This is a genomic window from Kitasatospora sp. MAA4 (genome assembly GCF_029893355.1).
Lineage (GTDB): Bacteria > Actinomycetota > Actinomycetes > Streptomycetales > Streptomycetaceae > Kitasatospora.
On record NZ_JARZAI010000007.1, the window covers coordinates 48,387 to 65,893 of the forward strand.

Genomic DNA, 17,507 nt, shown 5'->3' on the forward strand with positions numbered 1-17,507 from the left:
CTCGGCGCCCGCCGGCGGCCGAGCCGCCGCCCGGCCATCCCGGCTACGCTCGCCCTGTGCCCTCGTTGAACGAACTCGTCCGCCGCCACACCACCCTCACGGGTGCCGACGTGGAGTGGCTGCATCTGCTGGTCTCGGAGTGGCAGCTGCTCTCCGATCTCTCCTTCGCCGACCTGGTGCTCTGGATCCCCACCTGGGACGGCATCCGGTACGTCTCGGTCGCCCAGATGCGGCCGAACACCGGTCCGACCTCCTACCAGGACGACATGGTCGGCCACCTGGTCCCGCGCGGCCGCCGTCCGCTGCTGGACGCCGCCTTCGACGAGGGCCGGATCGTGCGCGAGGGCGACCCGGAGTGGCGCGAGGAGGTGCCGGTCCGGGTGGAGTCCATCCCGGTCCGCCGGGAGGGGCGGGTGCTGGGAGTGATCGCCCGCAACACCAACCTGCTCACCGTGCGTACGCCCAGCCGGCTGGAGCTCACCTACCTGCAGAGCGCCTCCGACCTCGCCCAGATGATCGCCGCAGGAACGTTTCCCTACGCCGGCGAGCAGGTCGACATGGACGCCGCGCCGCGGGTCGGCGACGGCCTGATCCGGCTGGACGCCGAGGGCATCGTCACCTACGCCAGCCCCAACGCGCTCTCCGCCTACCACCGGCTCGGCCTCACCACGGATCTGGTGGGTGGTCACCTCGGGCGCACCACGGCGGAGTTGTCGCTTCCATCGCGCGGCGCGGTGCACGAGGCGCTGGTGAAGCTGGCCAGCGGCTGGGCCCCGCGGCAGACCGAAGTGGAGGCCCAGGGCGGCGTGGTGACCCTGCGGGCCATCCCGCTCAAGCCCAAGGGCGTGCACACCGGCTCGCTGGTGCTGGCCCGCGACGTCACCGAACTCCGGCGCCGCGAACGCGAACTGATGACCAAGGACGCCACCATCCGGGAGATCCACCACCGGGTGAAGAACAACCTGCAGACGGTCGCGGCGCTGCTGCGCCTGCAGTCCCGCCGGATGGACTCGGAGGCGGCCCGCGCCGCGCTGGACGAGGCGGTCCGCCGGGTCGGCTCGATCGCCATCGTGCACGAGACGCTCTCGCAGAACCTGGACGAGCGGGTCGCCTTCGACGAGATCGCGGACCGGGTGCTGTCGATGGTGATGGAGCTGTCCCACGAGGGCCAGGTGACCACCCGGCGCAGCGGCAGCTTCGGGATCCTGTCGGCCGACGTGGCGACGCCGCTGGCGATGGTGCTCACCGAGCTGCTGCAGAACGCCCTGGAGCACGCCTTCGGCCCGAAGGCGGCTGGCAGCCTGGAGGTCAGCGCGCTGCGCGGGCGGGCACCGGCCACCGGCATGGGGTGGTCGGACAGTTGGAACGGCGGCGCGAAGCCCGACGAGTACCTGCTGATCACCGTGCAGGACAACGGCCGGGGGATGCCCGAGGGCTTCGACCCGCAGAAGGCCGGCAATCTCGGGCTGCAGATCGTCCGGACGCTGGCCACCGGGGAGTTGGGCGGCACCTTCGACATGGTCGCAGCGCCGGACGGCGGCACGAAGGTCGTCCTGGAGATTCCGGTCCGCTGAAAAACCTGGGCGGAAAAGAGAAACGAGGCCCTGCCGACCGGGGGGGTGGGTCGGCAGGGCCTCTCAACCCGTTCCGGCCGTCGGGGGGAGTCGGTCGGAACGGGGGCTCTTTGGTGGTGGCACTGTCAGCCGACAGCGGGCACCGGCAGGTCGCTCGCCCCGTGGTGTTGCGTACGGTGAGCGTCCCAGGTCCACGATATTGCTCTCTGTGAACAGTATCAAGTGTCCGGGCCGAGCTGTGCCACAGCGGCCGCGCCGAGACGCGGCCGGATCCTGCGGAAGGCCTCGCCGAACTGAGGGCGAAGTCCTTGATCGTATGTTGATCGGTCCTGCTGAAGATCAGTTCGCTGGCTAGCCAAGTGGCCAATCCGCTGGTCAGCTCTACCGCTGATCAGACTTACTGATCTGTGCTGCTAACGTGCGGTGTAACAGGAAGTCGCTCAGGCGGTGCGGGCGCGGTTGCGGGCGGCACGGCGCTTCATCGCACGGCGCTCGTCCTCGCTCATTCCGCCCCAGACGCCGGCGTCCTGGCCGGTCTCAAGTGCCCACTGCAGACACTGCTCCATGACGGGACAGCGGCGGCACACGGCCTTGGCTTCCTCGATCTGCAGCAGAGCAGGACCGGTGTTCCCGATCGGGAAGAACAGCTCCGGGTCCTCTTCGCGGCAGACAGCGCGGTGACGCCAATCCATGGTCGTCCAACTCCTCCTGCCGACAGGCGGTGGCCCGGTTCGGCGCAATCGATGGCTTGTGAATGTGAACGCTTTCACGAATCCCGCAACGGCAAAAGGGCCAGAAGGCCTCTACGGCCTGGCGGTCTGAGCTGAGGGGGGTTCGGGCGAGTCCTGAGAGGATCCCGGTCGGGATGCTCAGTGGGGATGCGTCGCGGTGTCCCGCTGCGACGCATCCCGATCGCCATGTAGAGGTTCGCAAACCTCGGGCTCGGATACAACCCCCTTCGAGAAGGAATTTTTGATTCTTCGGTGTCGCCTAGCTCACAGCCCGTACTTCTATGGGGTGAAGGGGGCTAGCGCGTTCGAGAAGAAGGGCGGGACCCCCTTCTGGTCACACAATCACACGCAGTGCCCGGCGAACGCCTGTGAAACTGACGCGACTCCTGTCTCCAAGGTGGTCCCCATCGACCTGAAATGGGGCCGGTTCCTGTGAAACCAAGGTGAAGTGTCTGACGTCGTGATAGGAGACGACGTGTTTACCGGTGGGTCCCGTGGGTGTGGCGGATTGCTCCGAAGGAGTGTGCGGCCACAGGGCCTGACGGACCGTACGAGCGGTTCCGAACGCGGTCATTCGAGTGACGCCGAAGACGTCGAGATCCGTTTCGAAGGAGGCCTGGGGGGACGGCAGCGCCGGGCGATTCCCCAGAAAGGTCCACGGGGAGGTGTTGGACACTATGGTCATCACCAGTCCGGACTGCGGTGCGCGGCCCGGAATCTCCAGCGTCACCGGCCCGTGCCGACGGTGCTCACGTTCGGTGATGTAGTGCCGGACTGCTTCGCGGACGTACAGCGCGTGCGTCGACTTCCGCCCTGACCTGCGCTGTTCCTCCACCCGCCCGACGACGCCGGCGTCGAAGCCGAGGCCCGCGGTGAAGGTGAACCAGCGGTCCGGCACACCGTCGCTCATCGCCTTGCCCAGCGAGATCGCCCGCTCCCGGCGGTGCTCCAGGGCGTCCAGCAGGACGCCGGTGGCCTCCACCGGGTGATTGGGCAGGCCCAGGGCGCGGGCGAAGACGTTCGTGCTGCCGCCGGGCACCAGTGCCAGTCGGGGCACCCGTTCGGAGGGTCCATGGGTGAGCAGCCCGTTGACGACCTCGTTGACGGTGCCGTCCCCGCCGAGCGCCACCACCAGGTCCACCGTGCCGGACTCGGCCGCCTCGCGGGCCAGGTCCCGGGCGTGTCCGCGGTACTCGGTGACCGCGACCTCCAGTTTGAGATCGCTGCGCAGGGCGTGGGTCAGGACATCCCTGGTACGGCCACTGGTGGTGGTGGCCTTCGGGTTCACGACCAGAAGCGCGCGCATGAGGTTCAGCCTACGGCCCGGTACGCCGCGGGCGGCGGCTACCCTGCTGGGGTGACCGCAGAAACCTCCGTACCCGCCGCAGCGCCCGCCGCCGCACCCGCCTCCCGGCCCCTCGCGCTGCTCTTCGGCGCCGCCCTCTCCGCGGCCGAGGGCGCGGCCCTGGCCGCCTGGGGGATCTACATGAGCGTGGCCGGCCTGGTCGAGGACACCAGGAACCAGGGCCTGAACGAGTTCGGCGGGTTCGTCATCCTGCTGCTCGGCGTGCTGCCGCTGTTCGCCGCCTGGGGCCTGCTGCGGCTGCGCCGCTGGGGCCGCAGCCCCTCCGTGCTGGTGCACACGCTCTGCCTGCCGGTCGGCTACTTCATGCTGCAGACCGGCGGCGCGATGGCGGCGCTGGGTGTGCTGGTCGCGCTGGCCGGTCTGGTCGGCGTGGTGGCCCTGCTGACCCCCAGGGTCACCGAAGCCCTGTACCGCTGAACCCGGGTACGCGAACGGCCCGAGGACACCGCGTCCTCGGGCCGTTCGCGGCCGCTCTACTCCTCGACCAGCAGCTTGTCGCGCAGCTGGGCCAGAGTGCGGGCCAGCAGCCGCGAGACGTGCATCTGCGAGATGCCGACCTCCGCGGCGATCTGCGACTGCGTCATGTTCCGGAAGAACCGCAGCACCAGGATCCTCTGCTCGCGCTGCGGCAGTTGGGCCAGCAGCGGCTTGAGCGACTCGCGGTACTCGACGCCCTCCAGCGCCTCGTCGGTGGCCCCCAGGGTGTCCGCCACGGCCGGCGACTCGTCGTCGCTGTCCGGGACGTCCAGTGAGAGCGTGCTGTACGCGTTGGCGGACTCCAGGCCCTCCAGCACGTCCTCCTCGGAGATCCCGAGGTGCTCCGCCAGCTCGTGCACGGTGGGGGAGCGCCCGTGCCGCTGGGAGAGCTCGCTGGTCGCGGTGGTGAGCGAGAGCCGCAGCTCCTGGAGCCGGCGCGGCACCCGGACCGCCCAGCCCTTGTCCCGGAAGTGCCGCTTGATCTCGCCCACGATGGTCGGCGTGGCGTAGGTGGAGAACTCCACTCCGCGCTCGTGGTCGAACCGGTCCACCGACTTGATCAGGCCGATGGTGGCCACCTGGGTCAGGTCGTCCAGCGGCTCGCCGCGGTTGCGGAACCGCCGGGCCAGGTGCTCGACCAGCGGGATGTGCATCCGGACCAGCTGGTTGCGCAGTTCCACGCGCTCGGGCGAGCCGTCGGCCAGCGTGGAGAGCCGGACGAAGAGCGCCCGGGCGGCCTCCCGGTCCGGGGCGCCGGAGCGGTGGTGCGGGATCAGCTGGGCGGGTACCGAGGCCCGGACGGTCTCGGTGTGGTCCGGCACGGCGTCGTCCGCGGCCTCCGGCAGGCCTGCCGCTGCCTGGTCCGGCAGCGCGGCTGCCGTGGGCTCCGGCGTCGGGTCGGTCGGCTGGCTCATCCGGTGGGCGTCCTTCGGGTGCGCGTCGTCGTGGGGGGCGGGCCCCGAGGTGGACCCGCCCGGCTGGGCCGGTACGGTACGGCGGCCGGCCACCGTACCGTGCGCGGCGCGGCCTTCTGCGGACGGCTGGGCAGAGTTGCGATCCAGATCACTCACGGCGATCCCCCGTTCCGTTCCGGGAGCACCCGGCCGCCTGCGCGGCCGGGCCATCACATTGGTTGTACCGCGGTTCGCCCCCGGAACGGGAGCGAACCGTTCCGGGGGTTCGACTCCGTCGATCGCCGCCGACCCGCACGGCCGGTGAGGAGGTCACGGCTGGCTGATCGTCCCGCCGCGCTTCTTGTGCAGACTGATGGTGACCGTCCGGTCCTCGGCGACCGTCGACTCCACCTCGCCGGCCAGTGCGGAGAGCACCGTCCAGGCGAAGGTGTCGCGCTCCGGCGCCCGTCCGTCCGTGGTGGGGGCCGAGACGGTCACCCGAAGGGCGTCTCCGACCAGTCGGAACTCGCAGCACAGGACGGAGCCGGGCACCGCCTGCTGGAGCAGGATGGCGCAGGCCTCGTCCACCGCGATGCGGAGGTCCTCGATCTCGTCGAGGGTGAAGTCCAGTCTGGCCGCGAGGCCGGCCGTGGCCGTCCGCAGCACCGAGAGGTAGGCACCCTGCGCGGGCAGGCGGACTTCGACGAAGTCCCTGGCTGCCTTGTTCTCAGGATCGCCGTGGATCTGGGACACCCTCACCTCCTGGGTGACGCGCTGTGCTGTGGACCCCGAGGCCGCGGCACGTTCTGTTGCATGGCTCAACTGCTTCGCCCCAACTGTCTTGAGGGGTGGTGCGGTACGTACCGGTTCCTACCCAGCCGGGAGGCACCGGACGCGGGCCGTCCGCCCGAGACGTTACCGCTATCGGCGGACGGATGTCGCGACCCCGGACGGGCCGAGGGTGACTCATGGTAGGCCCCGGCGACCCTGTGGGGCAGACATCCGACGTGATTCCTCGCTACGGTCTCAGCGCGTGCCGAGCAGGCGCAGCGCATCCCCGGACAGTCGGTGCACGGTCCACTCGTCCATCGGCTCCGCGCCGAGCGCGCGGTAGAAGCCGATCGACGGCTCGTTCCAGTCCAGCACCGACCACTCGAAGCGGTCGTAGCCGCGCTCCACGGCGATCCGCGCCAGCTCGGTGAGCAGGGCCTTGCCGTGCCCGCCGCCGCGTGCGGAGGGCCGGACGTAGAGGTCCTCCAGGTAGATGCCGTGGGTGCCCCGCCAGGTGGAGAAGTTGCGGAACCAGAGCGCGAAGCCGACGCGCTCGCCGGTGGCGTCGTCCTCGGCGATGTGGGCGAAGACGGCCGGCTGCTCGCCGAAGAGCGCCTCGCGCAGCTGTTCCTCGCCGGCTTTCGCCTCGTGCAGGGCCTTCTCGTAGTCCGCGAGCTCGCGGATCATCTCGATGATGACGGGGACGTCTTCCACGGTGGCTTGCCTGATCATGTGCCCGAGCCTACTGCGGTCCACCCGAACGGCGGATGCCCCTCACTCCGAGGAGTGAGGGGCATCCACGCGGTGCGACGTCGAGCGTCACGCCTTCTTGGTCTCCCAGAAGATCGTGTCGATCTGGGCGATGAGCTCGAGGAGCTTCTCGCCGGTCTTCGGGTCGGTCGAGCCCTTGGTCGCCGAGGCGGCCTTCAGGGCGTCGTTGAAGAGCTGGTGCAGCTCGGGGTACTTCTCGAAGTGCGGGGCCTTGAAGTAGTCGCTCCACAGGACCGACAGGTGGTGCTTGACGGCCTCGGCGCGCTGCTCCTTGATGATCAGGGCGCGAACGCGGAAATCGGCGTCCTCGTTGGCCTGGTACTTCTCCTGAGTACCCTTCACCGACTCGGCCTCGATCCGGGCCTGAGCCGGGTCGTAGACACCGCAGGGCAGGTCGCAGTGAGCGTGTGCGGTCACCCGCGGAGCAAACAGACGAGCGAACATGGGAGTCCTTCCTTAGATCGTCTTCCCGCGGCCGAGACTACCCGTTTGCCCCTTGGATCTCGCGGCCGGGACAGGGGCCTAGGGCAAAAGGAGGAGCCCGAAGCGGTAGATATCGGACGCCTGTGCGTGATGCGCGATGCTGGACCGTGGACGCGTGGCGCCGGACGGCGGCAGGGAGCAGGAGGCGGAGCGAATGGCGGCGAAGCGGCGGGATTCTGACGTGGGCCCAGAGCCGAGAGAGCAGGTCGGCGGCGGGCTGCTGCCGTTCGGCCTGATGACGGTGGCCGGACCCTCGATGGTCCCCACCCTGTTCAGCGGTGACCAGCTGGTGGTCCGGTACGGCGCCCGGCTGCGGCCCGGCGCGGTGGTGCTGGTGCGTCACCCGCTGCGGCAGGACCTGCTGGTGGTCAAGCGGGCCACCGAGCGCCGCGCGGGCGGCTGGTGGCTGCTGTCCGACAATCAGTTCGTCGAGAGCGACAGCCGGGAGTACGGCGCGGTCCCCGACGATCTGGTGCTCGGCCGGGTGCTGCTGCGGGTCCGGCCGCGTCCGGTCTGGCTGGCCCCGGCCGGCTGGCTGGAGCGGCTGCTCTGCGGCTGGCCGCTGGCCCGGGTGCCGGGCCTGGCCGCCCGCTTCGGGGTCTTCCGCCGGCTCAGCCCGGAGTTGTGAGCGCCGCTGCCGCACCGGCCGCGGCTGCCGCCTCCAGGCGCTTGCGGGCCCGGTAGGCGGCGACGTTGGCCCGGGTGGCGCAGCGGTCGGAGCAGTACCGGCGGGAGCGGTTGGTGGAGGTGTCCAGGTAGGCGTTGCGGCAGGGGGCGGCCTGGCAGATGCCGAGCCGGTCGGCGCCCAGCTCGGTGAGGTGGATGGCCAGGCCCATGCAGGCGACGGCGGTGAAGTTGGCCGCGGCGGTCGGCGCGTTGTCGGCCAGGTGCAGGTGCCAGCGCGGCTTCCCGCTCTCGTCCAGGTAGTCGTGGCCGGAGACCAGCGGGCTGACCGGGTACTCGACCAGCAGGCTGTTCAGCAGGTCCACCCCGCGCACCTCGTCGCCCTCCGCGGCGGCGACGAAGACCGCCCGCAGCCTGGTCCGGACCCCGCGCAGCCGGGGCAGGTCGGACTCGTCGGCCAGCCGGGCGCCGCGCGAGTCGCCGCTCGCGAAGAGCGAGCGCACGGCCTCGACGGAGACCAGCGCGTCGGTGCCGCGCTCCGGCTCCTCGCTGTTCACCAGCCGGACGGCGTAGTCGGCGTACGCGGCGAGCTCCACAGCGGTCCTTCCGAGAGGGGCGGTAACGGGCAGGCAGCCTTCAGCCTATTACCTCACGGAGGAAACGCGAAGGCGCCGGCCCCTCGGAGGGACCGGCGCCCGGCGGGCGGTCACAGCACCTTGGAGAGGAACGCCTTGGTCCGCTCGTGCTGCGGGTTGGCGAGCACCTCGCGCGGGTGGCCGGACTCGACCACCACGCCGGCGTCCATGAAGACCAGCGCGTCGCCCACCTCGCGGGCGAAACCCATCTCGTGGGTGACCACGATCATCGTCATGCCCTCCTCGGCGAGGCCGCGCATCACGTCCAGCACCTCGCCGACCAGCTCCGGGTCGAGCGCCGACGTGGGTTCGTCGAAGAGCATCAGCTTGGGCTTCATCGCCAGCGCCCGGGCGATGGCGACCCGCTGCTGCTGGCCGCCGGAGAGCTGGGAGGGGTAGCTGGCGGCCTTGTCGGACAGCCCGACCCGCTCCAGCAGGGCCCGCGCCCGCTCCCGGGCGTCGGCCTTGCCCTCCTTCCTGACCTGCACCGGCGCCTCGGTGATGTTCTCCAGCGCGGTCATGTGCGGGAACAGGTTGAAGTGCTGGAAGACCATGCCGATGTCCCGGCGCTTGCGGGCCACCTCGTGGTCGCGCAGCTCGTACAGCCGCTCGCCCTTCTGGCGGTAGCCGACCAGCTCGCCGTCGACCGAGAGCCGGCCGCCGCTGACCTTCTCCAGGTGGTTGATGCAGCGCAGGAAGGTGGACTTGCCGGAGCCGGAGGGCCCGACCAGGACGAACACCTCGCCCGTGCGGACCTCCAGGTCGATGCCCTTGAGCACCTCGACCAACCCGAAGGACTTGCGCACGCCCTCGGCCCGGACCATCGCGGCCGCAGTCGTCGTCGGCTCGCTCACAGGTGACCGCCTCCTTCGAGGCCCGGGACCACGTCGGGCGTGGTCGTCCGGGGCGACCGCCCGGAGAACAGGCCGCGCAGCCGCTGCAACGGCGTCGGCGGCAGGATCCGGTTGGCCCCGCGCGCGTAGTGCCGTTCGATGTAGTACTGGACGACCGTCAGGATCGAGGTCATCAGCAGATACCAGATGCTTACCACCACGAGCAGCGGAATGGTCTGGAATGTCCGGGAGTAGATGTTCTCACCGGCCCGCAGCAGTTCCTCCAGCGAGATCGCCGAGACCAGCGAGGTGGTCTTCAGCATCGAGATGGTCTCGTTGCCGGTCGGCGGGATGATCACCCGCATCGCCTGCGGCAGGATGATCCGCCGCATCGTGCTGGACTGGCTCATGCCCAGCGCGTGCGCGGCCTCGGTCTGGCCCACCGAGACGGACTGAATGCCGCCGCGGACGATCTCCGCCATGTAGGCCGCCTCGTTCAGACCCAGGCCCAGCAGGGCGGCGACGAAGAGCGGGATCAGCTTGTTGGTCGACTCGGACCCGAAGGCGGGGCCGAACGGGACGCCGATCGAGAGCTTCGGCCAGAGCGCGCCGAGGAAGTTCCAGAACAGCAGCTGGACCAGGATCGGCGTGCCGCGGAACACCCAGATGTAGAACCAGGCGGTGCCCGAGAGCACCGGGTTCGGCGAGAGCCGCATGATCGCCAGGATGGTGCCGCCGAACACGCCGATCAGCATGGAGAGCGCGGTCAGTTCGAGGGTGACCCCCAGGCCGTGCAGGATCGAGGAGTCGAAGAGGTACTTGCGGACGACGTCCCATTGGAACTGGTGGTTGGTTACCAGAGCGTGGATGAGCATCGCCGCGAGGACCGCGACGACGAGGGCTCCGGCCCAGCGTCCGGGGTGGCGGACCGGGACGGCCTTGATCGCTTCAGGCTGTCCCGGACGGACCGACCCCTGATCGGAAGAGTTCACGGTGTGGCCTCAGGGGGTTGGTTCAGCACGGGTGGATCAGCTGGTGGCGCCGTCGACGACCGACTTGTCGATCGCGCCGGCCTGCACGCCCCACTTCGTCAGGATGGACTTGTAGGTGCCGTCGTCGATCAGCGACTGGACGGCGCCCTGCACGGCCGGGGTGAGCGTGGTGCCCTTGGGCAGCACGACGCCGTAGGGGGCGGTCCCGGTGACCGAGCCGATCGTCTCCAGCTGGCCGTTGGTCTGCTTGACCGCGTAGTCGACCACCGGGGAGTCGGCCAGCATCGCGTCGTCGCGGCCGGAGACCAGCGCGTTGGTGACGTCGGTCTGCAGGTCGAACTTGTCGCCGTCGTTCGGGATGGTCGGCTTGCCGGCCTTCGTGCACGCCGGGTTGAGGACGTTCTTGATCTCGTCGGCCTGGGTGGTGCCGGTCTGCACGGCGACCTTCTTGCCGCACAGGTCGGTCGGGTCGATCTTCTGCGGGTTGCCCGCCTTGACCGCGGTGCCGGTGCCCGCCGAGAAGTACGTCACCATGTCGACCGAGGCCTCGCGCTCCTTGGTGTCCGTGAACGAACTCATGCTCAGCTGGTACTTGTTCGCGGTGATGCCCGGGATGATCGAGTCGAAGGTCGCGTCCTGCACCTCGACGGTCAGGCCCAGCTTCTTCGCGATGGCGCCTGCCAGATCGACGTCCATTCCGACGATGTTGCCGTTGGCGTCCTTGAACTCGTTCGGCGCGTACGAGGCGTCGGTGCCCATCACGAGCTTGCCGCTCGACTTGATGGCCGCGGGGACCTGGTCGGCCAGCGAGGCGACGGCGCTGGGAGTGGCGATCGACGCGCTGGAGGAGGCGCCGGCGGAGGACGAGCTGCTCTTGCTGCTGCTGCAGCCGGTGACGACCAGGGAGCCGCTGGCGAGGACCGCCGCAACTGCGAGCAGCCGGGGGCGGAGGGGACGGGCGCTCATGGGGCGAGCCTCCTGCGGAGAGGGTGGGGTGTCCCGAGCGGAGGAGAGCGGGCCGGCTGCCCGCTCTCCTCCGCCCTTTTTGGGACCTTTTGGACAGGTTCTCACCGGTCCCCGGCTCGCGCCCGGCGAGATTCCTCCACCTGGCGGGGTCCTGGCGGGGTCAGAACCCGCCGTTGACCTGGGCGTCCGGGATGGCGCCGTCGTGCATGTCCCACTTGGTCAGGAGCTTGTCGTAGCTCCCGTTGCGGATCAGCTGGTTGAGCGCGCTGGAGAGCACGTCGCGCAGCGTCGGGTCGGTCTTGGCGACGGTGATCCCGTAGGGGCTCGGCTGCAGCAGCGAGCCGGTGACCTGGAACTGGCCGCCGTTGCGGCTCGGGTCGGTCGTGTACGCCGCCACCGGGTAGTCGTTCAGGTCGGCCACCGCGGTGCCGTTGGCGACCTCTGCCAGCGCCTGGCCGTCGGTGTCGAACAGGTCGACCTTCAGCGGCCGGTTCGACCGCGCGCAGGCGGTCTGCTGGCGCGCGACGATCTGGGCCTGGATGGTGCCGCTCTGCAGCGCGACGGTGTGGCCGCAGAGGTTGTCCAGCGTGCTGATGCCCGCCGGGTTGCCGGCCTTCACCAGGAGCGTGCTGCCGGTCTCGAAGTAGTCGACGAAGTCGACGCCCGGGTTGACCTGGTGGCCGTTGTCGTCGGCCCCGGTCTGCCGCTGCTGGGTGTCGATCACGGCCGACATGGCCAGATCGATCTGGCCGGACTGGACGGCCGGGATCAGCTTGTCGAACGGCATGTTGTCGAACTGCACCTTCAGGCCCAGGTAGCTGCCGAGCGCGGCCGCCAGGTCCGGGTCCAGGCCGACCGGGGTCGCGTTCTGGTCCTCGAAGTCGACCGGGGCGTAGTTGAGGTTCGAGCCGATCCGGAGCACACCGGCCGACTTGATCGCCTTGGGGAGCTGCGCGCGCAGGGCGGCCCCCGGGTTCGTCGTGGAGGCGGCGGTGCTGCCGCAGCCGGCCAGCAGGAGGCTGCCCAGGCCGACGGCCAGGACAGGAGGTACGGGTACGGAGAAAGGGCTGTAGGGCATGGCAGAGGTCTTCCTGAGGGGGGAAGCGAGAGGGGGAGTCCGCCGTGGGAGGGCTGCTGGGGTGTGCAGCGCGGACCTCGGACGATTGCCCTGGAGGGCCGCGGGGAGAAGGGTGTGCGGCCGGTCGCGCGAGGTCCGCCGCAAGGGGCGGGAAAGGGGATCCTCCCATCCCGGTCTGCCGGGCCGGGGGGCGGGTGTGTCAGAATCTGCTATCGGGTGATCCCCGATACCGAACAGAGACCGCCGGCTCCCGACAGGGCCGGGGTGCGCAGGACCGGAAGTCGATTGACGTCGACTCCGTAGCCGAGGCACCAGCTCCCCTCCGCGTCTTCTGTTCACCCTGCGGGTGTGCGTACCGAATCGCCGTCGAAGGCACCGGTGCTCAGAGTTCTTCCGAAACTCGAGTACCGCGTGGTGCCATCCCGGGGTGAACAGTGCGTGACGAGGAAACCAGGCACAGGTGCGGTGCCTTTTCCCGGGCCTAGGCTCAGCCCGGATGCCCAACCCAGAACACCAAACCCTCACCCGAGGGCGCCCGTCCGACGGCAGCGCCCCGACCTCCCGGATCCGGGCCCGCTGTGGCGGACCCGGGATTTCAGCATCCCCCGGGCGGGTCGAACGCCTGTCGGCGCGTGCGCCCTCGCTGACTATGACGAAGAGGTCATCGTGGCAGCGGAGATCATCAATACCGGTACGCAGGACACCGACGATCCGGTCGACGCCGTCTTCGCGCTTCACCGCGGCGGCAAGATGGAGGTGCGGGCCACCGTGCCCGTGCGCGACGCGGACGACCTGTCCCTCGCCTACACACCAGGTGTCGCCAGGGTCTGCACGGCCATCGCCGAGCAGCCCGAACTGGTCAACGAGTACACCTGGAAGGGCAACACGGTCGCGGTCGTCACCGACGGTACCGCCGTGCTCGGCCTGGGCGACATCGGCCCCGAGGCGTCCCTTCCGGTGATGGAGGGCAAGGCGATCCTCTTCAAGCAGTTCGGCGGCGTGGACGCGGTGCCGATCGCGCTGGCATGCACCGGCGTGGACGAGATCGTCGAGACGGTCGTCCGGCTCGCGCCGTCCTTCGGCGGCGTCAACCTGGAGGACATCTCCGCGCCGCGCTGCTTCGAGATCGAGCGCCGGCTCCAGGAGGCCCTGGACATCCCGGTCTTCCACGACGACCAGCACGGCACGGCGATCGTCTCCACCGCGGCGCTGTGGAACGCCGCCAAGCTGACCGGTCGCGGGATCGGCGAGCTGCGGGCCGTCATCTCCGGTGCGGGCGCGGCCGGCATCGCGATCGCCAAGATGCTGGTCGCGGCCGGCATCGGGGACGTCTCGGTCTGCGACCGCAAGGGCGTGGTCTACCAGGGCCGCGGCGACCTGACGGACGTCAAGGCCGAGATCGCCGAGATCACCAACAAGGCCGGGCTGAAGGGCTCGCTGGCCGAGGCGCTGGAAGGCGCGGACGTCTTCATCGGCGTCTCCGGCGGCACCGTGCCGGAGGAGGCGGTGGCGCGGATGGCGAAGGACTGCTTCATCTTCGCGATGGCCAACCCCACCCCGGAGATCCACCCGGAGATCGCGCACAAGTACGCCGCAGTGGTGGCGACCGGGCGCTCCGACTTCCCCAACCAGATCAACAACGTGCTGGCCTTCCCCGGCATCTTCGCCGGTGCGCTCCAGGTCCGGGCCTCCCGGATCACCGAGGGCATGAAGCTGGCCGCCGCCGAGGCGCTGGCCGAGCTGGTCGCGGACGACCTGACGGCCCAGCGGGTGATCCCCTCGCCGTTCGACCCGCGGGTGGCCCCGGCCGTCACCAAGGCGGTCGCCGAGGCGGCCCGCCGTGAGGGCGTGGCCCGCCGCTGACCGTAGGTCAGTTGCGTCCATGGGCCCGGGACACGCGGTGGAGGTCACACCCGCGCGTGGTTCCGGGCCCTGGCCGTCGGCGCTAGTGTCCGGGACATGTTCGCCGCCTATGCCGCACGCACCGATGCCGCCGACCCCCTGAGCGCCCTGGAACTGGGCGAGCTCCCCGAGCCGCAGGCGCGGCCGGGCTGGAGCGTGGTGACGGTCCGGGCCGCCACCCTCAACCACCACGACCTCTGGTCGCTGCGCGGGGTGGGCCTGCCCGCCGAGCGGCTGCCGATGATCCTGGGCTGCGACGCGGCGGGGGTGGACGAGGACGGCAACGAGGTGGTCATCCACTCCGTGATCGGCCAGAGCGGCCACGGCGTCGGCCCCGACGAGCCGCGCTCGATCCTGACCGAGCGCTACCAGGGCACCTTCGCCCAGCGGGTGGCCGTGCCGACCTGGAACCTGCTGCCCAAGCCCGCCGAGCTCTCCTTCGAGCAGGCCGCCTGCCTGCCGACCGCCTGGCTGACGGCGTACCGGATGCTCTTCACCAATGCCGGGGTCAAGCCCGGCGACACCGTGCTGGTCCAGGGCGCCGGCGGCGGGGTGGCCACCGCGCTGATCGTCCTGGGCAAGGCCGCCGGCCTGCGGGTCTGGGTCACCGGCCGGGACGAGGCCAAGCGCGCCCGGGCCGTGCAGCTGGGTGCCGACGCCGCCTTCGAGAGCGGGGCGCGGCTGCCCGAGCGGGTGGACGCGGTGATGGAGACGGTCGGGGCGGCGACCTGGTCGCACTCGGTGAAGTCGCTGCGCCCGGGCGGCACGATCGTGATCTCCGGCGCGACCTCCGGGCCGAGCCCGGCGATGGCCGAGCTGAACCGGATCTTCTTCTTGGAGCTGAAGGTGGTCGGCTCGACCATGGGCACCAAGGAGGAGCTGGCCGGGCTGCTGGCGCTCTGCGCGCACGGCGGGGTGCGGCCGGTGATCGACTCGGTGCTGCCGCTGACCGAGGCCCGGGACGCCTTCGCCAAGCTGGCCAAGGGCGATGTCTTCGGCAAGATCGTGCTGACCCCCTGACATACGGGTTGTGCCCCGCGGCCCACCCCCGAGGGGTCGCGGGGCACTGGTGGCAGCCTCAGCCGAGCAGCTTGCGCAGCCGCTCGCCGGCCGAGCCCAGCACGGCCCTGGCCTGCGCCAGTTGGTCGGCGTCGACGCCGCCGCCGTCCCGGGCCGCGTCGCGGACCTGGTCGCGGAAGCGGTCGAGCAGCCGGTCCAGCTCCCGTGCCGGGTCGCCGGCCGGGTCGGTGGCGGCCCAGCCGGGCAGGTCGGCGGGTGCGTCCTTCTCGAAGTCGACCCGGGTGACCGTGATCTTCTCGGCATCGGCGGAGCTTGCGGAGGTGTCCCAGCGGGCGGAGTCGGCCAGTCCGGCCAGGCCCCGGGTCAGCTCGGAGAGCCCCTCGGCCAACCCGGTCGGCCAGTCGCCCTTGCTGACGTGCTCGCGGACCTGCTGCTCCACCCGCCGCTTGATCCGCAGCGCCTCCTGCTGGGCGGCCTGCCGCACCGCCTGGGACTGCTCCCGGGCCTTGCGGGCCTCCTCCTTGGCCTTCTTGGCCTGCTCCTTGGCGGCCTTCTCCTGCTCCTTGGCCTTCTTGGCCTGGGCCTTGAAGCCGGCGTACTCCTCGCGGGTGCGCTGCCAGGACTTGTCGCCCCACTGGCCCTTCCAGGCCTCGCCAGGGCTGTCCTCCGGGTCGGTCGGAGCGGTCGGGCCGGCCTTGGGGGCGTTGCGGGCGGCGTTGCGCAGCTCGTCGCGCAGATCCTTGGCGGAGTCCCGGACATCCTCGCGGATCGCGCCGGCCAGCTGGGCCACCGAGTCGCGGATCTCCACCTCCAGCTCCGCCAGATCATCCTGACGCGCCGTCAGCTCGGTGCGACCGGCCTCGGTGATCCGGTAGACCTTGCGGCCGCCCTCGGTGGAGTGCTCGACCAGGCCCTCCTGCTCCAGCTTGGCCAGCCGCGGGTAGACCGTCCCGGCGGAGGGCGCGTACAGGCCGTGGAAGCGCTCCTCGAGGAGGCGGATCACCTCGTAGCCGTGCCGCGGCGACTCGTCGAGCAGCTTGAGCAGGTACAGCCGCAGCCGGCCGTGCGCGAAGACCGCACTCATGCCGAACCCTCCTCGGTGTCGGTCGGGGCGGCGGCGGGGAGTTCCTTGACCAGGGTCAGGCCCTCCTCCTCCGGTGCCGGGCGGCTGAGCAGCGAGATCGCGCCGGAGACCGTGGTGACCTGGAGCTTGCCGGTGCCCGCGCCGAGCTTGCCGCTGAGCTTCTTGGAGCCCCACGTCCCGCCCAGGGTCAGCTCGTCGAAGGCGCTGGAGAAGTTGCCGTTGGTGCTGCCGGCCTCGACGGTGGTGTCGGCGGGCTGCGGCAGTCGGACCGCGACGTCGCCGTTGACCGTGTTGATCTTGATGTCGGCCGGGGTGGTTCCGTCCAGGTCGAGCGTGACGGCGCCGTTGACCGAGTTCGCGCGCAGGGTGGCGGCGGTGCCGGAGATCACCGTCAGCTCGCCGGAGACGGTGTTGACCCGCAGCTCGCCGGAGACCGCCTGGACGTCCACGTTGCCGGAGACCGACTTGGCCTCGGTGCGGCCGTCCAGCTCGACCAGGGTGGTGTCACCCGCGACGCCGTGGACAGTGGTGCCGCCGTGCACGCCGGAGACGGTGGACTCGGCGGTGACCGTCCCGAGCTTCACCGCGGTGGCGGCGGGCACGGTCAGCGAGACCACGGCCCGGCGCTTGCGCCGCAGGCCGGACAGGAAGTGCTTGACCGAGTCGACCGACTTGAACTTCTCGCCGAAGTCGCTCCAGTCGAGGTTCGGGTAGGTCACCGTGAGGACCCCGTCCTCCAGGGTGACCTGGAGGGGCTCGCCCTCCAGCTCGGTGACCTCCAGGCGGGCCGGGCCCTCGGCGGCGACCACGTTGATCGCGCCGCCGACGATGCGGACCTGCAGGCTGCGGACCGGCTCCTCGATGATGATCTTGTCAGGTTCGCTGACCGTCCACTGCGTCATGGTGTTCGTCCTCCCGTTGGGCCGCCGTCGTCGTACGCTGGAGGGGCGACGATCCGGCGGATCGCGATGTATCGCGTCTTCCAAGTAACACGATATATCGCGTGACGCTGAAGTCAAGCGTTCCGTCCGAGTGGTCGGTGCGCCGAGATGCGAAAGGGTCCGGGAGGCAACTGCCTCCCGGACCCTTCGTATGCGGTGCTGCGGTGCTGCGGTGCTCAGTCCTCGTCCTCGTCGTCGTCGTGCCGGGCCAGCCAGGTGGCCAGCCGCTCGACCGGGATCTCGAAGTCGGGGTTGAGGTCGACGAACTCGCGCAGGCGCTCGGCCAGCCACTCGAAAGTGACCTCCTCCTCGCCGCGCCGGCTCTCCAGCTCCTCGATGCCGCGGTCGGTGAAGTACACGGTCTGC

At 70.5% G+C, this 17,507-nt stretch carries 18 protein-coding genes and 1 pseudogene; 5 read left to right on the forward strand and 14 right to left on the reverse strand.

The annotated features are described in order from the left end of the window. Nucleotides 1-56 precede the first annotated feature (56 nt). Complete coding sequence (locus tag P3T37_RS11835; RefSeq protein ID WP_280723494.1) at nt 57-1,574, forward strand: PAS domain-containing sensor histidine kinase; 1,518 nt, start codon at nt 57-59, stop codon at nt 1,572-1,574. Nucleotides 1,575-2,014: 440 nt separating this feature from the next. Here the strand turns inward: P3T37_RS11835 and P3T37_RS11840 are convergent, their stop codons facing one another. Next, nucleotides 2,015-2,266 carry a WhiB family transcriptional regulator gene (locus P3T37_RS11840; protein ID WP_014138019.1) on the reverse strand — a complete coding sequence of 84 codons (252 nt, stop codon included), beginning with the start codon at nt 2,264-2,266 and terminating at the stop codon, nt 2,015-2,017. Nucleotides 2,267-2,639: 373 nt separating this feature from the next. Continuing rightward, nucleotides 2,640-3,611 (reverse strand): diacylglycerol kinase family protein, encoded by a 972-nt coding sequence (locus P3T37_RS11845; protein WP_280723495.1) that lies wholly within the window; start codon nt 3,609-3,611, stop codon nt 2,640-2,642. Nucleotides 3,612-3,662: 51 nt separating this feature from the next. Between P3T37_RS11845 and P3T37_RS11850 the strand changes: the two genes are divergently transcribed. After that, nucleotides 3,663-4,088, forward strand: a complete 426-nt coding sequence (locus P3T37_RS11850) for a hypothetical protein (RefSeq protein ID WP_280723496.1) — start codon at nt 3,663-3,665, stop codon at nt 4,086-4,088. Between the two features lie 56 nt (nt 4,089-4,144). On the opposite strand, the gene P3T37_RS11855 is transcribed toward P3T37_RS11850, so the two are convergent. The 4 genes from P3T37_RS11855 to sodN all read right to left on the reverse strand — a co-directional run bounded on the left by P3T37_RS11855 (nt 4,145) and on the right by sodN (nt 7,027). Then, on the reverse strand, nt 4,145-5,218 hold the full coding sequence (locus P3T37_RS11855; protein ID WP_280723497.1) for an RNA polymerase sigma factor SigF: 1,074 nt from the start codon (nt 5,216-5,218) through the stop codon (nt 4,145-4,147). Between the two features lie 153 nt (nt 5,219-5,371). Then, entirely contained in the window at nt 5,372-5,794 is a 423-nt protein-coding gene (locus tag P3T37_RS11860; RefSeq protein WP_280723498.1) for an anti-sigma regulatory factor, read from the reverse strand. Nucleotides 5,795-6,067: 273 nt separating this feature from the next. Further along, nucleotides 6,068-6,544, reverse strand: coding sequence for a GNAT family N-acetyltransferase (locus P3T37_RS11865; protein WP_280723499.1), 477 nt, complete (start codon nt 6,542-6,544; stop codon nt 6,068-6,070). Between the two features lie 87 nt (nt 6,545-6,631). Further along, on the reverse strand, nt 6,632-7,027 hold the full coding sequence (gene sodN, locus P3T37_RS11870; protein ID WP_280723500.1) for a superoxide dismutase, Ni: 396 nt from the start codon (nt 7,025-7,027) through the stop codon (nt 6,632-6,634). Nucleotides 7,028-7,301: 274 nt separating this feature from the next. On the opposite strand from sodN, the gene sodX reads away from it, so the two are divergent. Continuing rightward, nucleotides 7,302-7,694, forward strand: a complete 393-nt coding sequence (gene sodX / locus P3T37_RS11875; RefSeq protein ID WP_280723666.1) for a nickel-type superoxide dismutase maturation protease — start codon at nt 7,302-7,304, stop codon at nt 7,692-7,694. On the opposite strand, the gene P3T37_RS11880 is transcribed toward sodX, so the two are convergent. The 5 genes from P3T37_RS11880 to P3T37_RS11900 all read right to left on the reverse strand — a co-directional run bounded on the left by P3T37_RS11880 (nt 7,678) and on the right by P3T37_RS11900 (nt 12,194). Beyond that, the gene (locus tag P3T37_RS11880; RefSeq protein ID WP_280723501.1) at nt 7,678-8,286 is read right to left on the reverse strand and encodes a CGNR zinc finger domain-containing protein; all 609 of its coding nucleotides are present in this window, start codon (nt 8,284-8,286) and stop codon (nt 7,678-7,680) included. The two genes, sodX and P3T37_RS11880, sit on opposite strands and share 17 nt — an antisense overlap. 110 nt (nt 8,287-8,396) lie before the next feature. Continuing rightward, a complete protein-coding gene (locus P3T37_RS11885; RefSeq protein ID WP_280723667.1) occupies nt 8,397-9,149 on the reverse strand; it encodes an amino acid ABC transporter ATP-binding protein in 753 nt (250 codons plus the stop codon). Between the two features lie 26 nt (nt 9,150-9,175). Then, a complete protein-coding gene (locus P3T37_RS11890) occupies nt 9,176-10,150 on the reverse strand; it encodes an amino acid ABC transporter permease (RefSeq protein ID WP_280723502.1) in 975 nt (324 codons plus the stop codon). Nucleotides 10,151-10,186: 36 nt separating this feature from the next. Continuing rightward, nucleotides 10,187-11,116 carry an ABC transporter substrate-binding protein gene (locus P3T37_RS11895; RefSeq protein ID WP_280723503.1) on the reverse strand — a complete coding sequence of 310 codons (930 nt, stop codon included), beginning with the start codon at nt 11,114-11,116 and terminating at the stop codon, nt 10,187-10,189. Nucleotides 11,117-11,276: 160 nt separating this feature from the next. Next, entirely contained in the window at nt 11,277-12,194 is a 918-nt protein-coding gene (locus P3T37_RS11900) for an ABC transporter substrate-binding protein (RefSeq protein WP_280723504.1), read from the reverse strand. A gap of 726 nt (nt 12,195-12,920) precedes the next feature. Here P3T37_RS11900 and P3T37_RS11905 point away from each other — a divergent pair. Together P3T37_RS11905 and P3T37_RS11910 are read left to right on the forward strand one after the other, a co-directional pair. Continuing rightward, a pseudogene (locus tag P3T37_RS11905) lies at nt 12,921-14,057 on the forward strand (NADP-dependent malic enzyme); the annotation flags it as partial. A 96-nt stretch (nt 14,058-14,153) separates the two neighbouring features. Further along, complete coding sequence (locus tag P3T37_RS11910; protein ID WP_280723506.1) at nt 14,154-15,116, forward strand: zinc-binding dehydrogenase; 963 nt, start codon at nt 14,154-14,156, stop codon at nt 15,114-15,116. A gap of 58 nt (nt 15,117-15,174) precedes the next feature. On the opposite strand, the gene P3T37_RS11915 is transcribed toward P3T37_RS11910, so the two are convergent. The 3 genes from P3T37_RS11915 to P3T37_RS11925 form a co-directional block, all read right to left on the reverse strand. Then, nucleotides 15,175-16,200, reverse strand: coding sequence for a PadR family transcriptional regulator (locus P3T37_RS11915; RefSeq protein ID WP_280723507.1), 1,026 nt, complete (start codon nt 16,198-16,200; stop codon nt 15,175-15,177). Beyond that, nucleotides 16,197-17,102, reverse strand: a complete 906-nt coding sequence (locus P3T37_RS11920; RefSeq protein ID WP_280723508.1) for a DUF4097 family beta strand repeat-containing protein — start codon at nt 17,100-17,102, stop codon at nt 16,197-16,199. The genes P3T37_RS11915 and P3T37_RS11920 overlap by 4 nt, the downstream gene beginning before the upstream one ends. Before the next feature lie 215 nt (nt 17,103-17,317). Next, the gene (locus tag P3T37_RS11925) at nt 17,318-17,500 is read right to left on the reverse strand and encodes a DUF6104 family protein (protein WP_280723509.1); all 183 of its coding nucleotides are present in this window, start codon (nt 17,498-17,500) and stop codon (nt 17,318-17,320) included. Between the last annotated feature and the right edge of the window lie 7 nt (nt 17,501-17,507).